At 39.3% G+C, this 17,852-nt stretch carries 16 protein-coding genes; 8 read left to right on the top strand and 8 right to left on the bottom strand.

From position 1 onward, the window contains the following. Positions 1-21: 21 nt before the first annotated feature. A complete protein-coding gene (locus tag I6F49_RS03570; protein ID WP_197178456.1) occupies positions 22-360 on the bottom strand; it encodes a ribonuclease E inhibitor RraB in 339 nt (112 codons plus the stop codon). A 218-nt stretch (positions 361-578) separates the two neighbouring features. Between I6F49_RS03570 and I6F49_RS03565 the strand changes: the two genes are divergently transcribed. The 3 genes from I6F49_RS03565 to I6F49_RS03555 are packed head-to-tail and all read left to right on the top strand — an operon-like array spanning position 579 to position 6,930. Beyond that, positions 579-2,303: an autotransporter assembly complex protein TamA gene (locus I6F49_RS03565; protein ID WP_197178455.1), complete on the top strand. Its 1,725-nt coding sequence runs from the start codon at positions 579-581 to the stop codon at positions 2,301-2,303. Then, positions 2,303-5,992, top strand: coding sequence for an autotransporter assembly complex protein TamB (tamB, locus tag I6F49_RS03560; RefSeq protein WP_197178453.1), 3,690 nt, complete (start codon positions 2,303-2,305; stop codon positions 5,990-5,992). The genes I6F49_RS03565 and tamB overlap by 1 nt, the downstream gene beginning before the upstream one ends. 32 nt (positions 5,993-6,024) lie before the next feature. Further along, entirely contained in the window at positions 6,025-6,930 is a 906-nt protein-coding gene (locus I6F49_RS03555; protein WP_197178451.1) for a peptidylprolyl isomerase, read from the top strand. Positions 6,931-7,185: 255 nt separating this feature from the next. Here I6F49_RS03555 and queF read toward each other — a convergent pair whose 3' ends face one another. Next, the gene (gene queF / locus I6F49_RS03550; protein ID WP_166420276.1) at positions 7,186-8,031 is read right to left on the bottom strand and encodes an NADPH-dependent 7-cyano-7-deazaguanine reductase QueF; all 846 of its coding nucleotides are present in this window, start codon (positions 8,029-8,031) and stop codon (positions 7,186-7,188) included. 59 nt (positions 8,032-8,090) lie between these two features. On the opposite strand from queF, the gene syd reads away from it, so the two are divergent. Next, entirely contained in the window at positions 8,091-8,630 is a 540-nt protein-coding gene (gene syd, locus I6F49_RS03545; RefSeq protein WP_197178450.1) for a SecY-interacting protein, read from the top strand. A 330-nt stretch (positions 8,631-8,960) separates the two neighbouring features. Here syd and I6F49_RS03540 read toward each other — a convergent pair whose 3' ends face one another. The 3 genes from I6F49_RS03540 to I6F49_RS03530 all read right to left on the bottom strand — a co-directional run bounded on the left by I6F49_RS03540 (position 8,961) and on the right by I6F49_RS03530 (position 10,347). Then, positions 8,961-9,734: a Zn-ribbon-containing protein gene (locus tag I6F49_RS03540; protein WP_197178448.1), complete on the bottom strand. Its 774-nt coding sequence runs from the start codon at positions 9,732-9,734 to the stop codon at positions 8,961-8,963. A 13-nt stretch (positions 9,735-9,747) separates the two neighbouring features. Beyond that, positions 9,748-10,014, bottom strand: coding sequence for a hypothetical protein (locus I6F49_RS03535; protein WP_007378199.1), 267 nt, complete (start codon positions 10,012-10,014; stop codon positions 9,748-9,750). A gap of 96 nt (positions 10,015-10,110) precedes the next feature. Beyond that, positions 10,111-10,347 (bottom strand): DUF2789 domain-containing protein, encoded by a 237-nt coding sequence (locus I6F49_RS03530; protein ID WP_166379253.1) that lies wholly within the window; start codon positions 10,345-10,347, stop codon positions 10,111-10,113. Positions 10,348-10,488: 141 nt separating this feature from the next. Here I6F49_RS03530 and I6F49_RS03525 point away from each other — a divergent pair, with 141 nt between their 5' ends. Beyond that, complete coding sequence (locus I6F49_RS03525) at positions 10,489-11,142, top strand: GNAT family N-acetyltransferase (RefSeq protein ID WP_166379255.1); 654 nt, start codon at positions 10,489-10,491, stop codon at positions 11,140-11,142. Between the two features lie 740 nt (positions 11,143-11,882). On the opposite strand, the gene I6F49_RS03520 is transcribed toward I6F49_RS03525, so the two are convergent. Continuing rightward, the gene (locus I6F49_RS03520) at positions 11,883-12,182 is read right to left on the bottom strand and encodes a DUF3301 domain-containing protein (RefSeq protein ID WP_197178446.1); all 300 of its coding nucleotides are present in this window, start codon (positions 12,180-12,182) and stop codon (positions 11,883-11,885) included. Further along, a complete protein-coding gene (locus tag I6F49_RS03515) occupies positions 12,183-13,211 on the bottom strand; it encodes a DUF3549 family protein (RefSeq protein WP_197178444.1) in 1,029 nt (342 codons plus the stop codon). A 104-nt stretch (positions 13,212-13,315) separates the two neighbouring features. Between I6F49_RS03515 and I6F49_RS03510 the strand changes: the two genes are divergently transcribed. From I6F49_RS03510 to I6F49_RS03500, 3 genes are read left to right on the top strand one after another with little or no spacing between them, the layout of a single operon-like run. Next, positions 13,316-13,636, top strand: a complete 321-nt coding sequence (locus I6F49_RS03510) for a YqcC family protein (RefSeq protein ID WP_197178442.1) — start codon at positions 13,316-13,318, stop codon at positions 13,634-13,636. After that, positions 13,629-14,393: a tRNA pseudouridine(65) synthase TruC gene (gene truC / locus I6F49_RS03505; protein WP_197178440.1), complete on the top strand. Its 765-nt coding sequence runs from the start codon at positions 13,629-13,631 to the stop codon at positions 14,391-14,393. The genes I6F49_RS03510 and truC overlap by 8 nt, the downstream gene beginning before the upstream one ends. Next, the gene (locus tag I6F49_RS03500; protein ID WP_197176773.1) at positions 14,393-14,842 is read left to right on the top strand and encodes a flavodoxin; all 450 of its coding nucleotides are present in this window, start codon (positions 14,393-14,395) and stop codon (positions 14,840-14,842) included. Before truC ends, I6F49_RS03500 begins: the two co-directional genes overlap by 1 nt. Before the next feature lie 540 nt (positions 14,843-15,382). Here I6F49_RS03500 and I6F49_RS03495 read toward each other — a convergent pair. Further along, positions 15,383-17,293: an aminotransferase class I/II-fold pyridoxal phosphate-dependent enzyme gene (locus I6F49_RS03495; protein WP_197178438.1), complete on the bottom strand. Its 1,911-nt coding sequence runs from the start codon at positions 17,291-17,293 to the stop codon at positions 15,383-15,385. Between the last annotated feature and the right edge of the window lie 559 nt (positions 17,294-17,852).

The raw sequence follows: 17,852 nt of genomic DNA, 5'->3' as shown, positions 1-17,852 counted from the left end.
GATATTTTAAACGAAAGATAATTAAGCTTCTTCTTCGCCGTCCATTAATCCCCAGCCGTCGCCGTAGCCATTAAAGCTATTAGCAATGCTTTCAATGTATTGCTCTGCTTGGCCTAGAAGAGTGTGTTCTGGCACCATTTGTACTTGAGTGATTACTTCCCAAACGCCAGTGTCTTTGCATTTTTCAAGCTCAGCATTTTGAACTAATGCATCAGATACTATTTCTTTAGCAAATTTTTCAGCATCAGCTTCTTTTTCAAATAAAATAAAAAAATCGACTTGGTGCATTTTATTTAAATCAATGCCAGCAGCGGCTATTTCGGCTAAAAGTTGGCCGTTATCATCATCAGGGAATTGCATTAAAAACTCATTTAAAATTAATTTTCTATTCGTAGGCACTATTGTAACCAAATTATTGTCTTAACGCGTACTAATTTTAATTATATCAACCTTTATACAATACATAATTTATCACCTTAGATTGCCATTAAGTTAATGTGTTGCTCATTATGGCTATGCTAATATGCCCTGATTATTCATCAATTGTATATTTAAGATATTAAAAGTAAGGATATTACTTGTTTATTAAGTTTTTACGTTGCATGTGTGTTGTGAGCGCTTTAATTGCGACAAATAGCTATGCGGCAGAAAAAGTCATAGAAGATTACGAAATTGAAGGGTTAAGTGGCGATTTAGAAAATAACGTAGCTCTTTACCTCAAGCAGTTAATTGGCGAGAAGCCAACCCGTACACTTCGTCGTTATGCTCAAAAACAAGTACAAAATAGTATAAAAGCACTTGGCTATTACAGCCCGACCGTCGAGGTTATTTATGATAAAGACGACAGTGAGTTAATTGTTAAAGTTGAGCGAGGGCCTGCAACTCGCATAGAAGCAATTAATATTACGCTAAACGGTGATGGTCAAAGCGATACCCAATTACAGGCATTGATTAAAAGCAATCACTTAAAGCAAGGTGATGTTTTAAATCATGGTAAATATGATTCTACTCATAAAAAAATAGAATCTATGCTACTAGAGCTAGGTTACTTTGATGCTAAGTGGCCAGCGCGCAAATTAGAAGTATCGCTTAAAAAAAATAGTGCTGTTATTACTTTCATAATTGATACCGGAGTTAGGTATCAGTTTGGCGATATACAAATTGCTAGTAATAACCCAGCTGAAAAATATATACGTTCTTTAGCCCCCTTTACTCAAGGACAGCCTTATAAGTCAACAAAAATAGCAGACTACAATCTTGACTTATCAAGCACTCCTTATTTTGCAAGCGTGCGTGTTTATACCGATATTGTTGCACGTAAAAATGGCCAAGTACCTGTTAAAGTAGAGGTATCATCCAAGCCTGCGAATAGTTTTGAAATAGGAGCAGGCTTCACTGAAACAGAGCCTAGGGTTCGCTTTAAATGGACGAAGCCTTGGATTACAGAAAATGGGCATTATTTAGAAACAAATCTCAATGTTTCTGAAAAACAGCAGAATATTTCAATGGCTTATACCGTACCTGTAGATGATCCTAACGATGATCTATGGCGTTTTTCTGTCGGTTATAAATTAGAAGATGAGCTCGCTGAAGATACCTACAGCGAAATATTAACTGGCCAATTACAGCGCCAATGGTTAACCGAAAATAAGTGGGTGCGTACTGCATTTTTACGCCGCGACCAAGAAACCTACCGCATCGGTGATGAAGACGAAGAAAGTACCGAAATGTTAATGCCTGGCATTAGCTATGCGCGCAAAAAATCAAAAGGCGGCACGACTCCTTATTGGGGAGAGCAGTGGCTTATATCTGCTGAGTTTGGCTTAGATGATGTGCTTTCGAGTACTAATTTGATTAGGGTGCAAATGCAACATGCATGGCTACGCACTTATTTTGACCGCCACTTGGTGTTTTTAAAAGCGAATGTGGGGGCAATGCTTGTTGATGATATTGAAAACGTACCTTACTCACTGCGCTTTTACGCTGGTGGTGATCAAAGCGTTCGTGGCTTTGCATATCAATCAATATCGCCAGAAAATGATGATGGCGACCTCATCGGTGGTAAATACTTACTAACCAGTACAATAGAGTACAACTATCAGTTTGCTAAAAACTGGCGAGCAGCTTTATTTGTTGATGGCGGTACTGCGACTAATGATTTTTCTGATGATTTTGAAGTAGGTGCTGGTTTTGGTTTTCGTTATTTAACACCCGTTGGCCCAGTGCGCATAGACCACGCTTGGGGATTAACAAAAGAAAGTAAAAGCACACGTTTAAGTATTACCATAGGGCCAGAAATTTAATGTCAGTATTAAAAAAGATAACAGCCGCCGTAAGTGCTATTTTTGTCACGTTAGTTGTTGCACTATTTTGTTTGTTATTTACCGCACCCGGTAATCAATTTATTGCTTATAGTGCAAATAAAGCGGTAGATGGACTACATATTGAAATTAAAGATGGCCGCTTTATTTATAATGACGCCTTTAATGTGCGCTTTGCTAACAACGGGCTGGACTTTAATGCTCAGCAATTGAGAATTGATTTGTTTTGGTGGCAGTGCGATGGAATTTGTATAGATAACTTAAGTGCTAAATCTATAAATTTAACATTACCAAAAACTGCAGATTCACAAGAAGAAGCCGCTGCAGAGCCGCTTGAAAAAGTCAGCCTACCTTTTAATATTGCTGTAAAAAATATAGCGATAAATAAATTCACTCTAGAGCACCCAAGTGCAAACGTAAGCGTTAATAATTTTAAACTCTCAGCAAAAGCAGAGGGTTCAAAGCTCACGGTTAAAAGTCTGAATATTCCCACCATACTTGTTGCTTTAAAAGAGCAAGAACAAGATGCGAAAACACAAACGGCGCAAAATACTCAAGCGCCTTTAACGCACCTACCCGCATTGCCTAATATAGAATTTACTTCGCCACTTGATTTAGTTGTTGAAGACTTTGAAGTAGCTAAAATTACGATTGAGCAAAACGAAGCCCAACATGTTATTGAAAACATCTCGCTGCAATTAAGTGTGGAAGATGCGGTTATTAATTTAGAGTCATTCTCAGCAAAGTATGAACAGTGGCAGCTTAATACGCATCTTAACGCTGAGCTTGCAGGAGAATTACCTTTAAAAGGGAGTGTGGTTTTACAAAGTGATGAACACCAAGCTAACTTGGAGCTAGATGGCGACTTATCAAACCTAAACCTAAATTTAGAAACGCAGGGGCAATATCCGCTTAGTTTAACGGCAACGGCAAATTTAAAGCAAAAAAACTACCCATTTGAGTTAAATGGCAAAATTAATCAGTGGCTTATTGATGCGCAAAGTAATGAGCTGAAGGTTAAAAATGTTAGCCTTAACGCTAAAGGCAATGCCGACGACTATCAGCTTACACTGCTGGCAAATAGTCAATTAGGCGCGTACCCAGCTGTAGATTTAAATACACAGCTAAGAGGAAGTCTTACAAAAGCAACGCTCGAAGCGCTTAGTATAAAAGCGAATGAGAGCAGCGCAGTGATTAAAGCCAATGTTGATTGGCAACAAGGTATAAAGGCTAACTTTAATGGCACGCTTGCTAATTTAAAAGCGCAGTATTTAACTGATGCCGTCACCAGTGATATTTCAGGACAGTTTGAAGGCTCGTTTAATGCTGCAACTGATGCGTGGCAGCTACAAATGAATAATACAAAGCTAAACGGATTACTTAACGATGTACCACTAGAGTTTGCTTCTAACTTTAAGCTCGACAATACGTTAAAAACGAACATTGATAGTTTTTACTTAAGTAGTGGCACCAACAAGTTAGCGCTAAGTGGGCAAGTTGACGACACTTGGCAGGTTGATGGCAAAGTAACGCTAAAAAGTGATGAAAAAGCTAATATTCCATTTACTGCAGATGGCTTTGCAGATTTAAAAGTGAGAGGCGAGCGATTAACGCCTTCAGTTGATTTAGCGTTAATACTAGATGGCTTTATTTTTGATGAAATAAACATTGATAAATTATCAGTAAAAGGGCAGTTAGATACCGCTGCCGATTGGCAAACCGATGTATCGGTGAGTGTTGGTTCGGCGCTTGTGGCTGACCAACAAATTAATAGCGTTAAAATTGATGCCAGCGGCGATAAAACAGATCATCAACTTACGGCATCAGTAGATGCAGAACAAGGCAATATAGAGCTTGAAGTTAATGGCAAAATTAATAATGCCACCTGGAATGGCGAGCTTAGCAATGTAACGCTCGGGGATAAAAAGCTAAGCTTTAGCAACACTAAAAATATCGCCATTATGTTTAATACTCAAACCAGCGACTTTAATGTGAGCGCGCATTGTTGGGCATCTGAGCAAAGTGAATTATGTATAGACACGCTAGCTCAAACAAAAGAACTCGGTCAACTAAATGCTAAACTGAGCAATTTAGCACTTGAAGAACTTAAGCACTTTTTGCCTGACAATATTCGTACTCGCGGTAATATAGCTGGCGATGTAGCACTTAACTGGCAAAGCGGTGCGCTTAAAACATTACGTGCAAATATCGATTCTACCGATTTAACAGCGGTACTTACCTCTGAAGAAGATCGTTTTAAATTACCTATTGAAACATTAAGCATTAGTGCGTTTTCGGACTCTCAAATTGGCAAGCTTGAAGCTAATTTAGAATCAAGTGTGCTTGGTAAAATAAATACACAAATTAATATTGACGATATACAAAATACGCAAGCGCTTAATGGCACAATTAATATTGATAGAATACTCCTTTCAGACTTACAACCATTTCTTGAAACTCTCGAGCAGTTAAAAGGTGATATTAGCGGTAAAGTGGCGTTAGCCGGTACGTTAAAAGACCCTTTATTAAATGGCGAGCTTAATGTTAGCGATATTAGTTTAGAGGGCGAGCAATTACCTATAGCGCTGCAAAAATCAAATATAAGCATATTGTTTGATAAAACAACAGCCACAATAAAGGGCAATTTAAACGACAACCAGGGCGGTAAAATAAACCTAACCGGTGATGTTGATTGGCAAGGTGCGCAGCCTGCCGTAAATGTTGCTGTGGTTGGCGAGCAGTTTTTTGTTCGGGCACAACAAGGCGTTACATTTAAAGTATCGCCAGACTTACAAATAGGCTTGGCTAATAATGCACTCAAGCTTGCTGGTGAGGTAGTTGTGCCTTACGGTCGTATAATGATTGAAGAGCTTCCTGAGGGCGCAGTGCAAGTTAGCGATGATGAAATTATTGTTGATCAAAAAACCGAGGCCACCGAAACAGTCCCGTTTGATTACGACATAGATTTAAAAGTGATTGTTAAAAACGATGTAAAAGTAGAATCGTTTGGCTTGGAATCAAAGGTTGCAGGTGATTTAGCGATAAAAATGAGTCAAGGTGCACCAATTATAGCCACAGGTGAGCTTAACTTAATTGAAGGTACTTACTTAGCCTTTGGGCAAGATTTAATAATCAGTACTGGGCAAGTAGGTTTTAGCGGTTCAATTGAACAACCATTTTTAAATATTAAAGCAATACGTAATCCCGATACGACTGCAAATGGTGTCATTGCAGGGGTTACGCTCACGGGTAATGTTGAACAACCAACGCTCAAAATATTTTCTGAGCCTGCGATGGACCAAGCACAAGCACTCGCATATTTACTTAATGGCCAACCTTTAGGTGATGGAGAAAGTTCGTCAAGCGATGCTATGCTTACGCAGCTATTACTCTCTCAAGGTGTTAGCCGCAGCGAAGGGGTTGTTTCTAAGGTAGGTGAAACCTTTGGTTTGTCAGATGTAAGTTTAAGCTCATCAGGTAGTGGTGATAGCACCAAAGTAGAAATATCAGGTTACGTAGCACCTAGCTTACAAGTTAAATATAGCGTGGGTGTATTTGATTCGCTCAGTGAAGTGGCTGTGCGTTATCAGTTACTTTCACAGTTATACATAGAAATAACGAGCGGCCTATACCAAAATGTTGATGTGCTATATAAGTTTGATTGGGAATAACCAAAACTATAATAATTATAAGGATATAAGCGATGAAAAAAATTATATTGCCAGCTCTGCTTAGTGTTTTATTGAGTGGTTGTGCTCAACAACTAGGTGATGGTGTTGCTAATCAAGAGCTACCTTTATTGAGCGCAAGTGAGGTAATTGCTAGTGCAAAAGATAATGACTGGCGAGTTGTGGATTCTCAAAATATTTTAAAGATAACACTGCCAACGGGTGATGTGTACATTGAGCTTAATGAACTGCTTGCTCCAAAGCACGTTCAAAACATTAAAAAGTTAGCGCGAGAAGGGTTTTATAAAAATACTGGCATTTATCGGTTTGTTGAAGGTTTTGTAGCTCAAGGTGGCGACAGCTCGGGTAAAAAATTAATTAAAACGGCAGATAAAACAGTCCCTGCTGAGTTTTATTTAACAACAAACAAAGCACTTTTAATTACAGAGCTAAATGGCGACGGATATGCACCAGTTACTGGCTTTTTAAATGGCTTTGCAGTAGCTCAAAACTCAGCACATACACAAACATGGCAAGTGCATTGTAGTGGCGTGTTTGCCATGGCGCGCGATAACGATATAAATAGTGCGAGCACGGAGTTTTTTATAACGATAGGGCAAGGCCCGCGCTACCTTGATAAAAACATTACGGTGTTTGGTCGAGTGTTAGAGGGTATAGAGCATTTTAACCGTTTAGCGCGCACACCAACTGAAGGTAAGGCATTTAACCCAATTACCAATATACAGGTGCTTGGCGATGTACAAAGCGATAAAAGTATATTTAAAGTGATGAAAACAAACTCACCGGTGTTTAAAAACTTAATCAGTGCTCGTAAAAACCGTAATGAGCCCTGGTTTGTTAAAGCACATAATTACGTTGATGTGTGTGGTATGCCCATACCCACTAAGCGCGAAGTTATACCAATCCGCAATAATACTTAATCATTTTACGGGGCTAAACGTGTCGCTACCTGCGTTAAAAGATTCTCATTTACGACTGCATGGATGCAGAAGGTAGAGCAATGCAGGAGCAATTGCCGAGAACAACTAAATAGCGAATTTTTTGCCTAGCTATCAACACGTTTTCCCAGCCTCAAAATAGCTCACTTAATTAAGCGAATTGGTATTAATTAAATATACAAATAGAAAAGGAGCCTAGGCTCCTTTTTCAATACTTATATTCCAGTTTAAAATAATCTACTGACGATTAATTTTAACTGCAAATGGTGTATCGTTATAATGCGTAGAGCGATACGGGTTTATATCAAGCCCACCGCGACGAGTATAACGCGCGTAAACCTCTAACTCTTTAATATTAAGTTGTGTTGTTAAATCGCTATAAATACGCTCAACACATTGCTCATGAAATTCGTTATGCGTTCTGAACGAAATTAAATAACGCAGTAACGACTCGCGACATATTTGCTCGCCAGTGTACCGTATAATCACACTTGCCCAATCAGGCTGGGAGGTAATTAAACAGTTCGATTTAAGTAAATGGCTGTAGAGCGTTTCTGTTACTACGTCATCACTTTTTGCTTTAAGTGAATTAGCATCAATATCGTAATTACTAATCTCAATATCTAAATCATCAATACATTCACCTGGCAGCGCCGTACACGGTAAGCAATTGTAATCATCAGGATTGTATAAAGTCACTTTGACAGAGCTGTTAACCGCGTTTGATAAATCATCAATTAGATGCTGTTTTACTACATCAATGCTTTCAAATCGGGTTTGATTAAAGCTATTTAAATAAAGTTTAAACGACTTTGACTCAATAATATGGCTGCTTTGGCATTCAAAGGTAAATAAGGCCACGGCAACTTGCGGTTTACCCTTATTGTTTAGCCATGAAAGCTCGTAACCAGTCCAAATATCTTGGCCTTTAAATGGCAGCTCTGCTTCGTCAATATTTAAAGCATCACGATTTAGTTTGCGCGCAATAGGGAAAAGCAAGCTTGGCGTGTACACATCTACATACTCAGTAGATTTGCCTAATACGCTACCTTTAAGGTCTGGAGAATTGCTGTAATCTGTCATGTTTGCTCTTAAATAGTTACAATAGGGACATTATATCTAATTTAAATGAGTTTCACAGTATGTCTGTTGCATTGCTTATAGAACAACTTCATCAAAAATTTAGCGAAAAGACCCTTAAAAACACCGCAAAGTACCCACTTATAGCGCACGACGAGCAATGGCCAAGCCCATCAGAAGTTGGGAAGGTTGACGAGCAAGGAAACATTCAATGGCAGGGGGCGTACCAGCAGCCTGCAGGCTCACTGAGTGATTTAGCCAATGCACTAGAGCTTGAGTTTCCAAAAGAGCTTAGCGAGTTATATGGGCATATGTACGGTGGAAGTATTTTAGCTGTAATTGATGGGCATCAAGTTGAGTTACTACAGGCATGGAATAGTGACGACTTTGACATGCTGCAACAAAATATAACGGGTCACGTTTTAATGAAACGCAAGCTCAAGCAGCCAGAAACAGTATTTATTGGGTTAACAGATAAAGATGATTTACTAGTAAGTGTATTGGTGCATTCTGGGGAAGTATGTTTAGAGCATGTAGGCAAAAAAACACACCATGTACTTGCTCCCAACATTAATGCTTTTTTAAAGGCATTAGAGGTTTAAAACGTATTTAATAAATCAGCTTAGCGTTATCACTAAGCTGATTTTAAGCGCTCATTACTAGGGCGTGTTGACCTTTCGTGATTGATTTTGCAGCTGTATGTTTGGTTTTTAGGCAAGGCAGAGCCTATGTAGTGTGGTTATTCCCCATAAATAGGCGATAACGAAGCATAAATGCCAAACATGCGCTGCCCTTTGGGTTCTTTCTAGGGACGATTTACTCTTTGTTGCTCGGTTTTTACTTAGCCCACTAGGTTACAAACCTCGCGCCGCGATTAAATCGTCCCTAGATTGAACAAATTTCAATCCACAAAGGTCAACACGCCCTAATGGTTACTGAAAATCCCACGATATATTAGACACTAAGCCACATGGCTCACATCTAAAGTCAAATAACCCAAACCACGATTCAGGTAATTTCCAATCGCCATTGCAGCTAGGGCATTTTCGTTCAAGCTCAGACGCTTTATCTACGCCGCCTACACGGTATAAGTAATAGTAAGTTGGTTTTTTTGTTAAAAAACTAATTCGCTTTGTTATGTCTTTTCCGCGTCTGTATAAATCGCTTTTAATGCTCGATATTTCTTCAAGTGCCGGAAACTCACAACGGGTTGCGCCGTTAATTTGAATTTGATCGCAGGCTTGCCAATCTTCTTGCCATTTAATCAGTGTTTTGTAATCACCATTAGCAATTGCCGGAATACGAAATAGTGGCACAGGCAAAAAGTCATCACCACAGTAAAGTGGGCTACACGTATGTACATAGGTTGTGTATAAAATATAACTCGATGGCTCTGTACAGCAATCCGCCCCGTTGGAATGTATATCTTGTCCAATCACTTTTACTTTTGGCGCAAGTAACCCAGCACTATGTAACTTTTCGATACTGTGCTTAACAAACGGGCTGTTATTTAGCGGGTGCATTGCATCTTCGGTCGGGCACATAACACGGGTAATAAAAAAGCCGTCTTTTAAAACGGTTGGAAATTCTTCACCCATTATTTGACCATTAAAACGCAGTGCATTTACTAAGCGGTTTATTGCCTGTTCGGCTTGTTCTAGGGTGGTGTCTTGGTAGCAATCAAAAGTTAAATCAACAACGAACATTTATAGTCTCAAATTATTTTTGTTCTAGCAGCGCAAGAAGTTTATCGAGCTTTTGCTCAATTCTATCTAATTGACTCGTTTTAAGCTCAGTATTATCTGACTGCTGTGGGTTTCTCATGAAGTTATTAATTGAATCAGGGTTATTTTTATATTGGCTTACTGCTGCAATAATCATCGGCATAGGAACCGGTTGTGCCAAACGGCTTTTAGTTAGTGCTACAGTAGGGGTTTTGCCTTCATCGAGAAGGGCTTTGATTGCATCAAATACAACTGAATTCATTAGATATATAACTCTTTAATAAAATAAATACGCAGCATATAAATGCTGCGCAGATGCTATGTTAGCAATAAATAAGGGAGGGTACATTAAATAAAGTTACTTACTTTGACGAAGGCGTACGTCTAATTCGTCAATTACTTCACTCCAATCACCATCCTCAGCAAGCGATTCAGCTAAAAAGTGCTGTTGCGCTTCATCCCAAAAAGGCGCTTCTTGGAGTAGTGTTGTGTCTTCTAATTCATGTGAGGCAATAAATGTATCTATTTGATCGTCTGAATTGGGTAATCCAAGCTGTGCAAATAGTGTATTGATGTCGTGTTTAGTCGTATCCATGATATTGCTCCTTAAATGATTAAAAGCCCATACTAGGGATTAACTGTACTCCTAGCTAGCTAAACTCTCGCTGAATTTACGGTTAATAATTTTAGGTATATAGTTAACGCAGTCTATAGCCAAAATAATCAAGGAAATACAATGAGTGTAACCACGCCTGCTGATACGTTCAGCGTACAGTATTTAGCCGCAGAAGATATTAGCACTGCAGCAAGCCTAATTTATCAGGCCTATCATGACGATCCTGTATTACAAAAAATGCTTAGCTACAATGACGAAAATAAATCAGTTTACGAAAAAAAATTACGATCATTAATTCGCGAAGAACTTAGTAGTTTTTGGCAAGAAAAACAGCCACTAATTGGTTTATACCGTAACGATAAATTAAAAGCAGTAGCCTGTGTATTTGAATCAAATAGCCAGCTTCAAGCGCAGCGTTATTGGCACTGGCGTTTAAAATTGATGCTTAGCGCGGGCTATTTACAAACAAATCAGTTAATAGACAAAGAACAAACAATTAGAGATGCCCTTAAAGAGAAAGGCAATTACTACTTTTTAGCTTTTATTGCCGTAGATCCGCATTTTCATGGACAAGGGTTTGGTCGTTACTTATTAAGGGGGCTTGATGATTTAGTTAAATGTAATGCGGAGTCAACGGGGATGGCTGTATTTGTAACGCGAAAAGAACACACTGAGTTTTTTAAAACTGAAAAGTTTGAGTCATTTAAGCACCTTACTTTTAATCAAGTAGAGGGTGAGTTACTGTTTAAATCAATAATTGAGCCAACTCTTTAAAATTATGATGTAAGCCAATGCGCCCAAACGGACATAAGACCGTGAGATATATCTTACATTGCCGTGAGCATTGTCAGTTAAAGGCTACTAGTAAGTAGCCTTTTTAAGTTTAAGCTGTTGTTATTTATTGTTTATTTTAATTTTTCATTTTTGTGACGTTTATTTATTTAATGTTAAGTCCTATTACTCCCCCCCAATTGCTTTAAACTTCACTTTGTCAAGACGACATAGCTCAATGATTGAGTTACTGCCAAGGATATGGAATAGGCAACATAGCAGACGCTAGCAGGAAGCATAAAGGACAAGTTAAAACGGATACAAGGAAGAATAAGGAAGTGCATGAAGCACTTAGTAACTAGGAGTTACTTTAGGATAATCACGGATGACGCTACAGGAAGTAGCAGGAGCGTTAGTTTACGTAGGACGGCCAAGATGGCAAGTGGACATTGCAGGATGCAAAAAGTGGCAGGAGCTACTTAAAAGGATGACCAGGGATGATGCTACGATATGTAGCCAAACGATAGATTTCGTGGGTTTGCCAAGGTGGCCATGGATATTGCAGGATGCAATGTGAGGGTAAACAAGGTTGTTTACTCGTTCAGGGGATGATAATACGGATTTAAGATAATGGATATCTAGCAGGATGCAGTCCAATTGGGGCGTAACTTTAGTTACGCCTTAGTTTTTTGTATTGAATTAATTTTTACTAAATCAAAACATACTCCCTTAAGGTATAAGCTTTATATTTTATGTGGCGGAACAACCACACTTTTCAAAAACTCATTTTCCATAATTAACACACCTTGATAAGCATTTTCACCATCGCTTGAAAACTCAAATATAAATTCGCTTTTGATGCCTGGCTTGCCGCTCTTTAAAAAACCAAAGCGGCGTTTAGCACATGCAACGCTCATCAACTGCACCTGTAACTGCTCACTTTGGCGTTTAGCATGAACATTCGCCGCTTCAGCAACCTTTCGATTAAGCCAAAATAAGTAAATTACACTACCAATAAGTATGAACGCCCATAAACTTGCCATTTAAGAGAATAACCTTCCAATTGCACGTGCGAGGGTTTCGCTACGATTTTCTTTACGTAATAAGCCTAATAAATGCGGGCGAATAGTCGGTATTGCAACTAAGTCAGCAAAAATACTTGGAAACAACTCATCAATTTTTTGATGGTGTGCGCAATTATCCATAAATACATGTAAGCGTTCAGGGTTTTCTAATTGCTTAAAACAACGCCCAGCTATTGTTAATAATACATCAGAATCTTGTCCCAATGGTGAGCTCAATACAGTATCCACTAATTGAGCGCATAGCCCTTGAGCTTGACCTTTTGATGCAGATCTTAGTGCTGCTGTTATAGCCACGGTGTCGTTGTTACTAATTGCAGCCTGCGTGTAATCAACAAGTAACTCACTCATTGATGTTGGTATTTCAACGTGTTCAAGCATAGCGCTGAGTGGTTGCAGTACTTCAATAGGTAAATGCGCCCATGCTTTTTGCAGATTACTTAAGTTTGTATCGCTGTTTAAGCGTAGTGCAAAATCGGCAATACCCTGTAGTGCAACACTTTGCCAATTATCAAAACCAATTTTACCGCTAAAGTAAAGCTGAGCATGCTCGTAATACTGTGATGCGGGTTGTTTCAGTAGTACTTTTACTTGAGCGTTAAATGCCGCTAATTTATTTGCGTTTGGCGTAAAAACATAGGGATTATTATCAAGCTTACCATCAGCTTGCTCACCTGTAATTTCAGTGCCTAGCGCTTGAATAATCATATCAGCAAAATGATCGCGACTTGCACTTACTAGTATACTTTGTTCATCAAGCGGCAACTTTAAAAACCATACATAAGGTTCTTTACTGGCCTTAGTATCCCAAAATTGAATAGCCAGCCAAGCATGCCCCGCAAGTGGGTAAGGGTAAGGCACTTGAGCTTGCTCAATAGCTAAAAATTGTTTTTTATCAAGCTTTGTTATATGCCTGCCAATATCAAAAGCACGCCACTGGGTACCCGCACCATCTAAAAGCTGACCTAATGTAGCTATGTGTTCGCTCATTGTTTTCTCAACTGTTTTTACTGCAAAATTACGTCAATTATACGCCATAGCCGCTTATGAGGGAACAGGGTATAATTGCATTACATATATAAAAGAGGGTGGTTATGTACCAGCAAACCCAAACTTATTTAGTGCAGCTAACGGCACTTTTACAAAAACACGCGCTTTGGCAAAGTGAGCCAATAGACGCTGATGCACTGCTTTCAAATACTCCTTTTTGTCACGACACGATGGCGTTTGAGCAATGGTTACAATTTGTATTTATTGAAAAAATACAGCAGTTAATAACACATAAGCAACCATTGCCACGTAACTTTGCTATTGCGCCTATGGCGCAAATGACGCTTGTTAATAAAGCAGGAAGTGCTGAAATTATTGAATTACTAACCGCCCTTGATACCTTTTTAGGAGAACCAAATGAGTGAGCGTCCAGCGCCTATTGAATATGGCGAGCTGACTATTTTGTATCAAGATGAAAACTATGTGGCTATAAATAAGCCTTCAGGTTTATTAGTGCATCGCTCGTTTTTAGATAAACACGAAACCCAGTTTGCCATGCAAATGTTGCGTGACCAACTAGGGCAGCATGTATTTCCAGTACACAGGCTCGATAGACCTACGTCGGGCGTATTGCTGTTTGCATTGAGCTCGGAAGCAGCTCGCGATATGAACCAATTATTTATTGAAGGCACCATCGCTAAGCGCTATTTGGCCTTAGTGCGTGGCTTTGCACCAGAGTCGGTATTTTTAGATAAACCGCTTAAAGAAGAACTTGATAAAATAGCCGATAAGTTTGCAGATCAAGATAAAGCACCGCAAGAAGCGCAAACTCAGTTTAATTGCTTGCACCAAGCTGCATTGCCTATTCCTATTGGTAAATATCCAACAGTGCGTTATTCGTTAGTGGAGTGTTTTCCAAAAACAGGGCGCAAGCATCAAATTCGCAGGCACTTAAAGCACTTATCACTGCCTATTATTGGTGATGTAAATCACGGTGATAACCAGCATAATCAATTTTTTAGAGAGCATTTTGAACTAAGGCGACTAATGTTATTTGCAACAGAGCTTAGTTTTGTGCACCCTTATAGTAATGAATCAATAACAATTAAAGCGCCACTAGGTGAAGACATGCTTAAAATATGTAAGCAGCTAGGTTGGCCAGAGCAAGAAAAGGATTATTAATGGCACATATTAGTATTTTTGTAGGCAGCGTTAATGGCGGTGCAGAGCGTTTAAGCGATGAAGTTGCAAGCACAATTGAGCAAGCGGGTCATACTGCAACAGTAATTACTGAAGCATCGCTTGATGATATAAAAAATGCATCGCATATTTTAATCGTTACCTCCACAACAGGCCAAGGTGATGTACCAAGCAATTTGGCTGGATTGTACTTTGCTATGAATAGCACCTTCCCAATGCTTACCGATAAACCATTTGGTGTAATTGCAATGGGTGACAGATGTTACGGCGATACATTTTGTGGAGCAGGGCGTAGCTTTGACGAGTTACTACGCGATTTACAAGCTAAGCCTGTGGGCAACCGTCTAGAAATAGATGCATGTGAAGATTTTGAACCATGGCCAGTAACCGAGCCTTGGTTAAAAGTATGGCTAGAAAAACTACCTGCTTAATTTTTATTACCCTGTCTGAGTATAGGGGAAAATAATTGAATAAAAACGTCTGAAATAATTTATTAGGCGTTTTTATTTTAAGAGCAAGTCTTCTTTGAGCATATAAAAACCACTGACTCCAAACTATTTTTCACTCCATCTCTATTTTTATTTAAAACACATTTATGTGAAGTAGCATATTATCGAGTTTTCAAATGACGCTTAATCAGTTCTATCTTTAAGCTTACTAAATCTTCGATAATACAATTTCCATACTTTGGTTTACGTGTTAATCAGATATAGCGTCAGTATAGTATTAGCCAATGATGCATATTTATTAGACGCTTGTGATATCAAGCTTTTGCTCAACGACCTCTATACATTTATCCCTGCCCAAATTTAGTTGACCACCACATAAGGCAATTAGGGATATTAAAATGAAAGTGAATATTTAATAGGGGATTACTTGATTAGTCGATTTAATGAAGCTGCAATACAGCGGCAATATCTTGCGACACAGCCGCCAGTAATCATTATTGAGATCGTATTAAACCAATACCTTTATTTTTTAACCTTACCCTTAAGAACATAAATTTCACCATCGAAACTGCCTTGAATCGTCAGTCCTTGGCTTGCCAACTCTTGTAAATATTCGATATGATCTTCAGTAATATGCTGGCCCGGTACTAAAAGCGGAATGCCCGGTGGATATGGAGTAACTAAACCGGCACAAATGCGGTTGTTACTTTTGCTAATAGGCACAGATTCGCGATCGCCATAAAATGCATCACTTGGAATACATGCTAAGTCGATAGCAGGTAAATTTTCAGGTAAGCGGGCTCTACGCGTCGATTTCGACAGCTTCACCTTACCGCTGTCTAGCTTTTTCAACGCATTGTACAAACGGATGATTTTCGAGCGCGTGCCACCAAGCGTAAGTAAAACTAAAATGGTGCTGTGCGTGTATTTTTCTATCTCAAGGCCAATTTCATCCAGTAAGTATTTATGAATATCTTTTAATGAATAAGGTAGTTCACTAATATCAATAAGGATTTTTAGCGGATCGTGACCCATGTTATCGCCACTAAAGTGCGGGAATATTTTCATAAAATCTTCTTTACCGAGCACTTTAATTTGCTTGAGTGATGCCATTTGTTGTTTAAACTCTTCAACATGATTTAGCAGCGCATTAAGCAACTTATAGCCTTCCATCTCTAATTGCTTTTGGCATACGTCGAGAGACGCAATAAGCTGATATTTAGGCGATGTGCTGGCGTAGATACTGTAAATATCGCGGAAGAAATCTGCATCAAAATCTGGGTCGTTAATATGAATATAAGACGCCTGAGAAAATGCTGATACCACTTTATGCGCGGAATGTGTAATGTAATCAGCCCCAGCATGTATGGCAGAATAATGACGAAAACTTGGGTGAAACAAAGAATATGCAAACCAGGCTTCATCTATAAACACTTTAATACCATGTTGATGAGCGTAATCTACCACTTGTTTAAGATCGCTAAGTAGACCATCGTAAGTACAACCAGTAAGCACCAATAATTTAGCATCTGTATTGTTTTCAATTGCCAACTTAATATCGGCCAACGACGGTGGCGCGAAAATACCGTATTTTGGATTTAGTATACTCGCCAAATAAATGGGGTAACTGGCTGATTGTAAAATGCCATAGTGCACAGATTTATGGCAATTACGGTCTACAATGACTTTATCTCCCTTGCGAAGTAGTGTCTGCAAGATGATTTTATTTGAGGTAGATGAACCGTTTGTAACAAAGTAGGTGTGCTTAACTTCAAACGTTGCCGCTGCTGATTCTTGAGCACGGCCAATGGTATTGGTGCTGTCTGACAATGAACCTAGTGAGTCTACCGAAACTGACAGATCGCCAACAAATACATTGCGACCGTAAAACTGATAAAAATCGTTTATATAAGGAGAGTTTCTAAAGCTAGAACCGCCGCTATGACCCGGTGTATGCCAAGAGTCATTCGCTTCGCCAACATAACGACGATACGCGGTCCAAAATGGCGTTTCAGAGCGATCATCGAAGTCGTTGATCATATAACCTAAAATGGCCTCTGGGTCAGAAATCACCTCATCTTTAAAAAAGAAGGATTCGATTTCTTCCGATTCGTTGATGATTTCCAGTCCTTTAGTGTCGTCGCCGATAACATAAACTGGTAACTCGAGACGAATTGCCTTTAAATCCTCGATAAAGCGACTATAAATTTGTTCACCCACTTTATTGTGTACATCCCAACTGAGAACCACGGCTTGAATATCGCCATCTTCCTTTACACATTCCAGTGCTTGCTTCAGATCGAGACGTTCAATAATATCGATATCAATATCAACTCGCTCAAAATTAGGAATCGTTTTTGACAGGTTAGCGCAAAGCTCTTGCAGGATGATTGGGTCTTGCTCAATTATCAAGATACGAAGTAAAGGTAGCATAGGGATTTCACAATAAAATTTTATAATGCTCAACAGCATAACTAAAGGAGTGAGACTTGTGAAATTAATACTTTGAAAAGTTTACCTGCTAGTCTTAAACGCTCTAGTGAGTTGGGTAAAAGATGATAGTAGAGAAAAATTTTGGTGTTATGTTTGTAGGCGCGGCTTTATGCGGCGCTTTTTGGGTTTTGAGGTTTGTGTTTTATTGCGCGAGGTAAACTCGCGACTACGGGTTTGGCTTATATTTGTAGGCGGGGCTTTATGCGGCGCTTTTGGGGTTTTGAGGTTTGTGCTTTATTGCGCGAGGTAAACTCGCGACTACAGGGTTGGTGTTATGTTTGTAGGCGCGGCTTTATGCCGTGTTTTTGGGTTTTTTGGGGCTTTGGGGTTTGTGCTTTATTGCGCGAGGTAAACTCGCGACTACGGGTTTGGTGTTATGTTTGTAGGCGCGGCTTTATGCGGCGCTTTTGGGGTTTTGAGGTTTGTGCTTTATTGCGCGAGGCAAACTCGCGACTACAGGGTTGGCGTTATGTTTGTAGGTGCGGCTTTGTGCCGCGCT

It is taken from the genome of Pseudoalteromonas sp. SWN166 (assembly GCF_015864485.1).
Taxonomy (GTDB): Bacteria; Pseudomonadota; Gammaproteobacteria; order Enterobacterales; family Alteromonadaceae; genus Pseudoalteromonas.
This window is presented reverse-complemented; position numbering and strand designations above follow the sequence as displayed.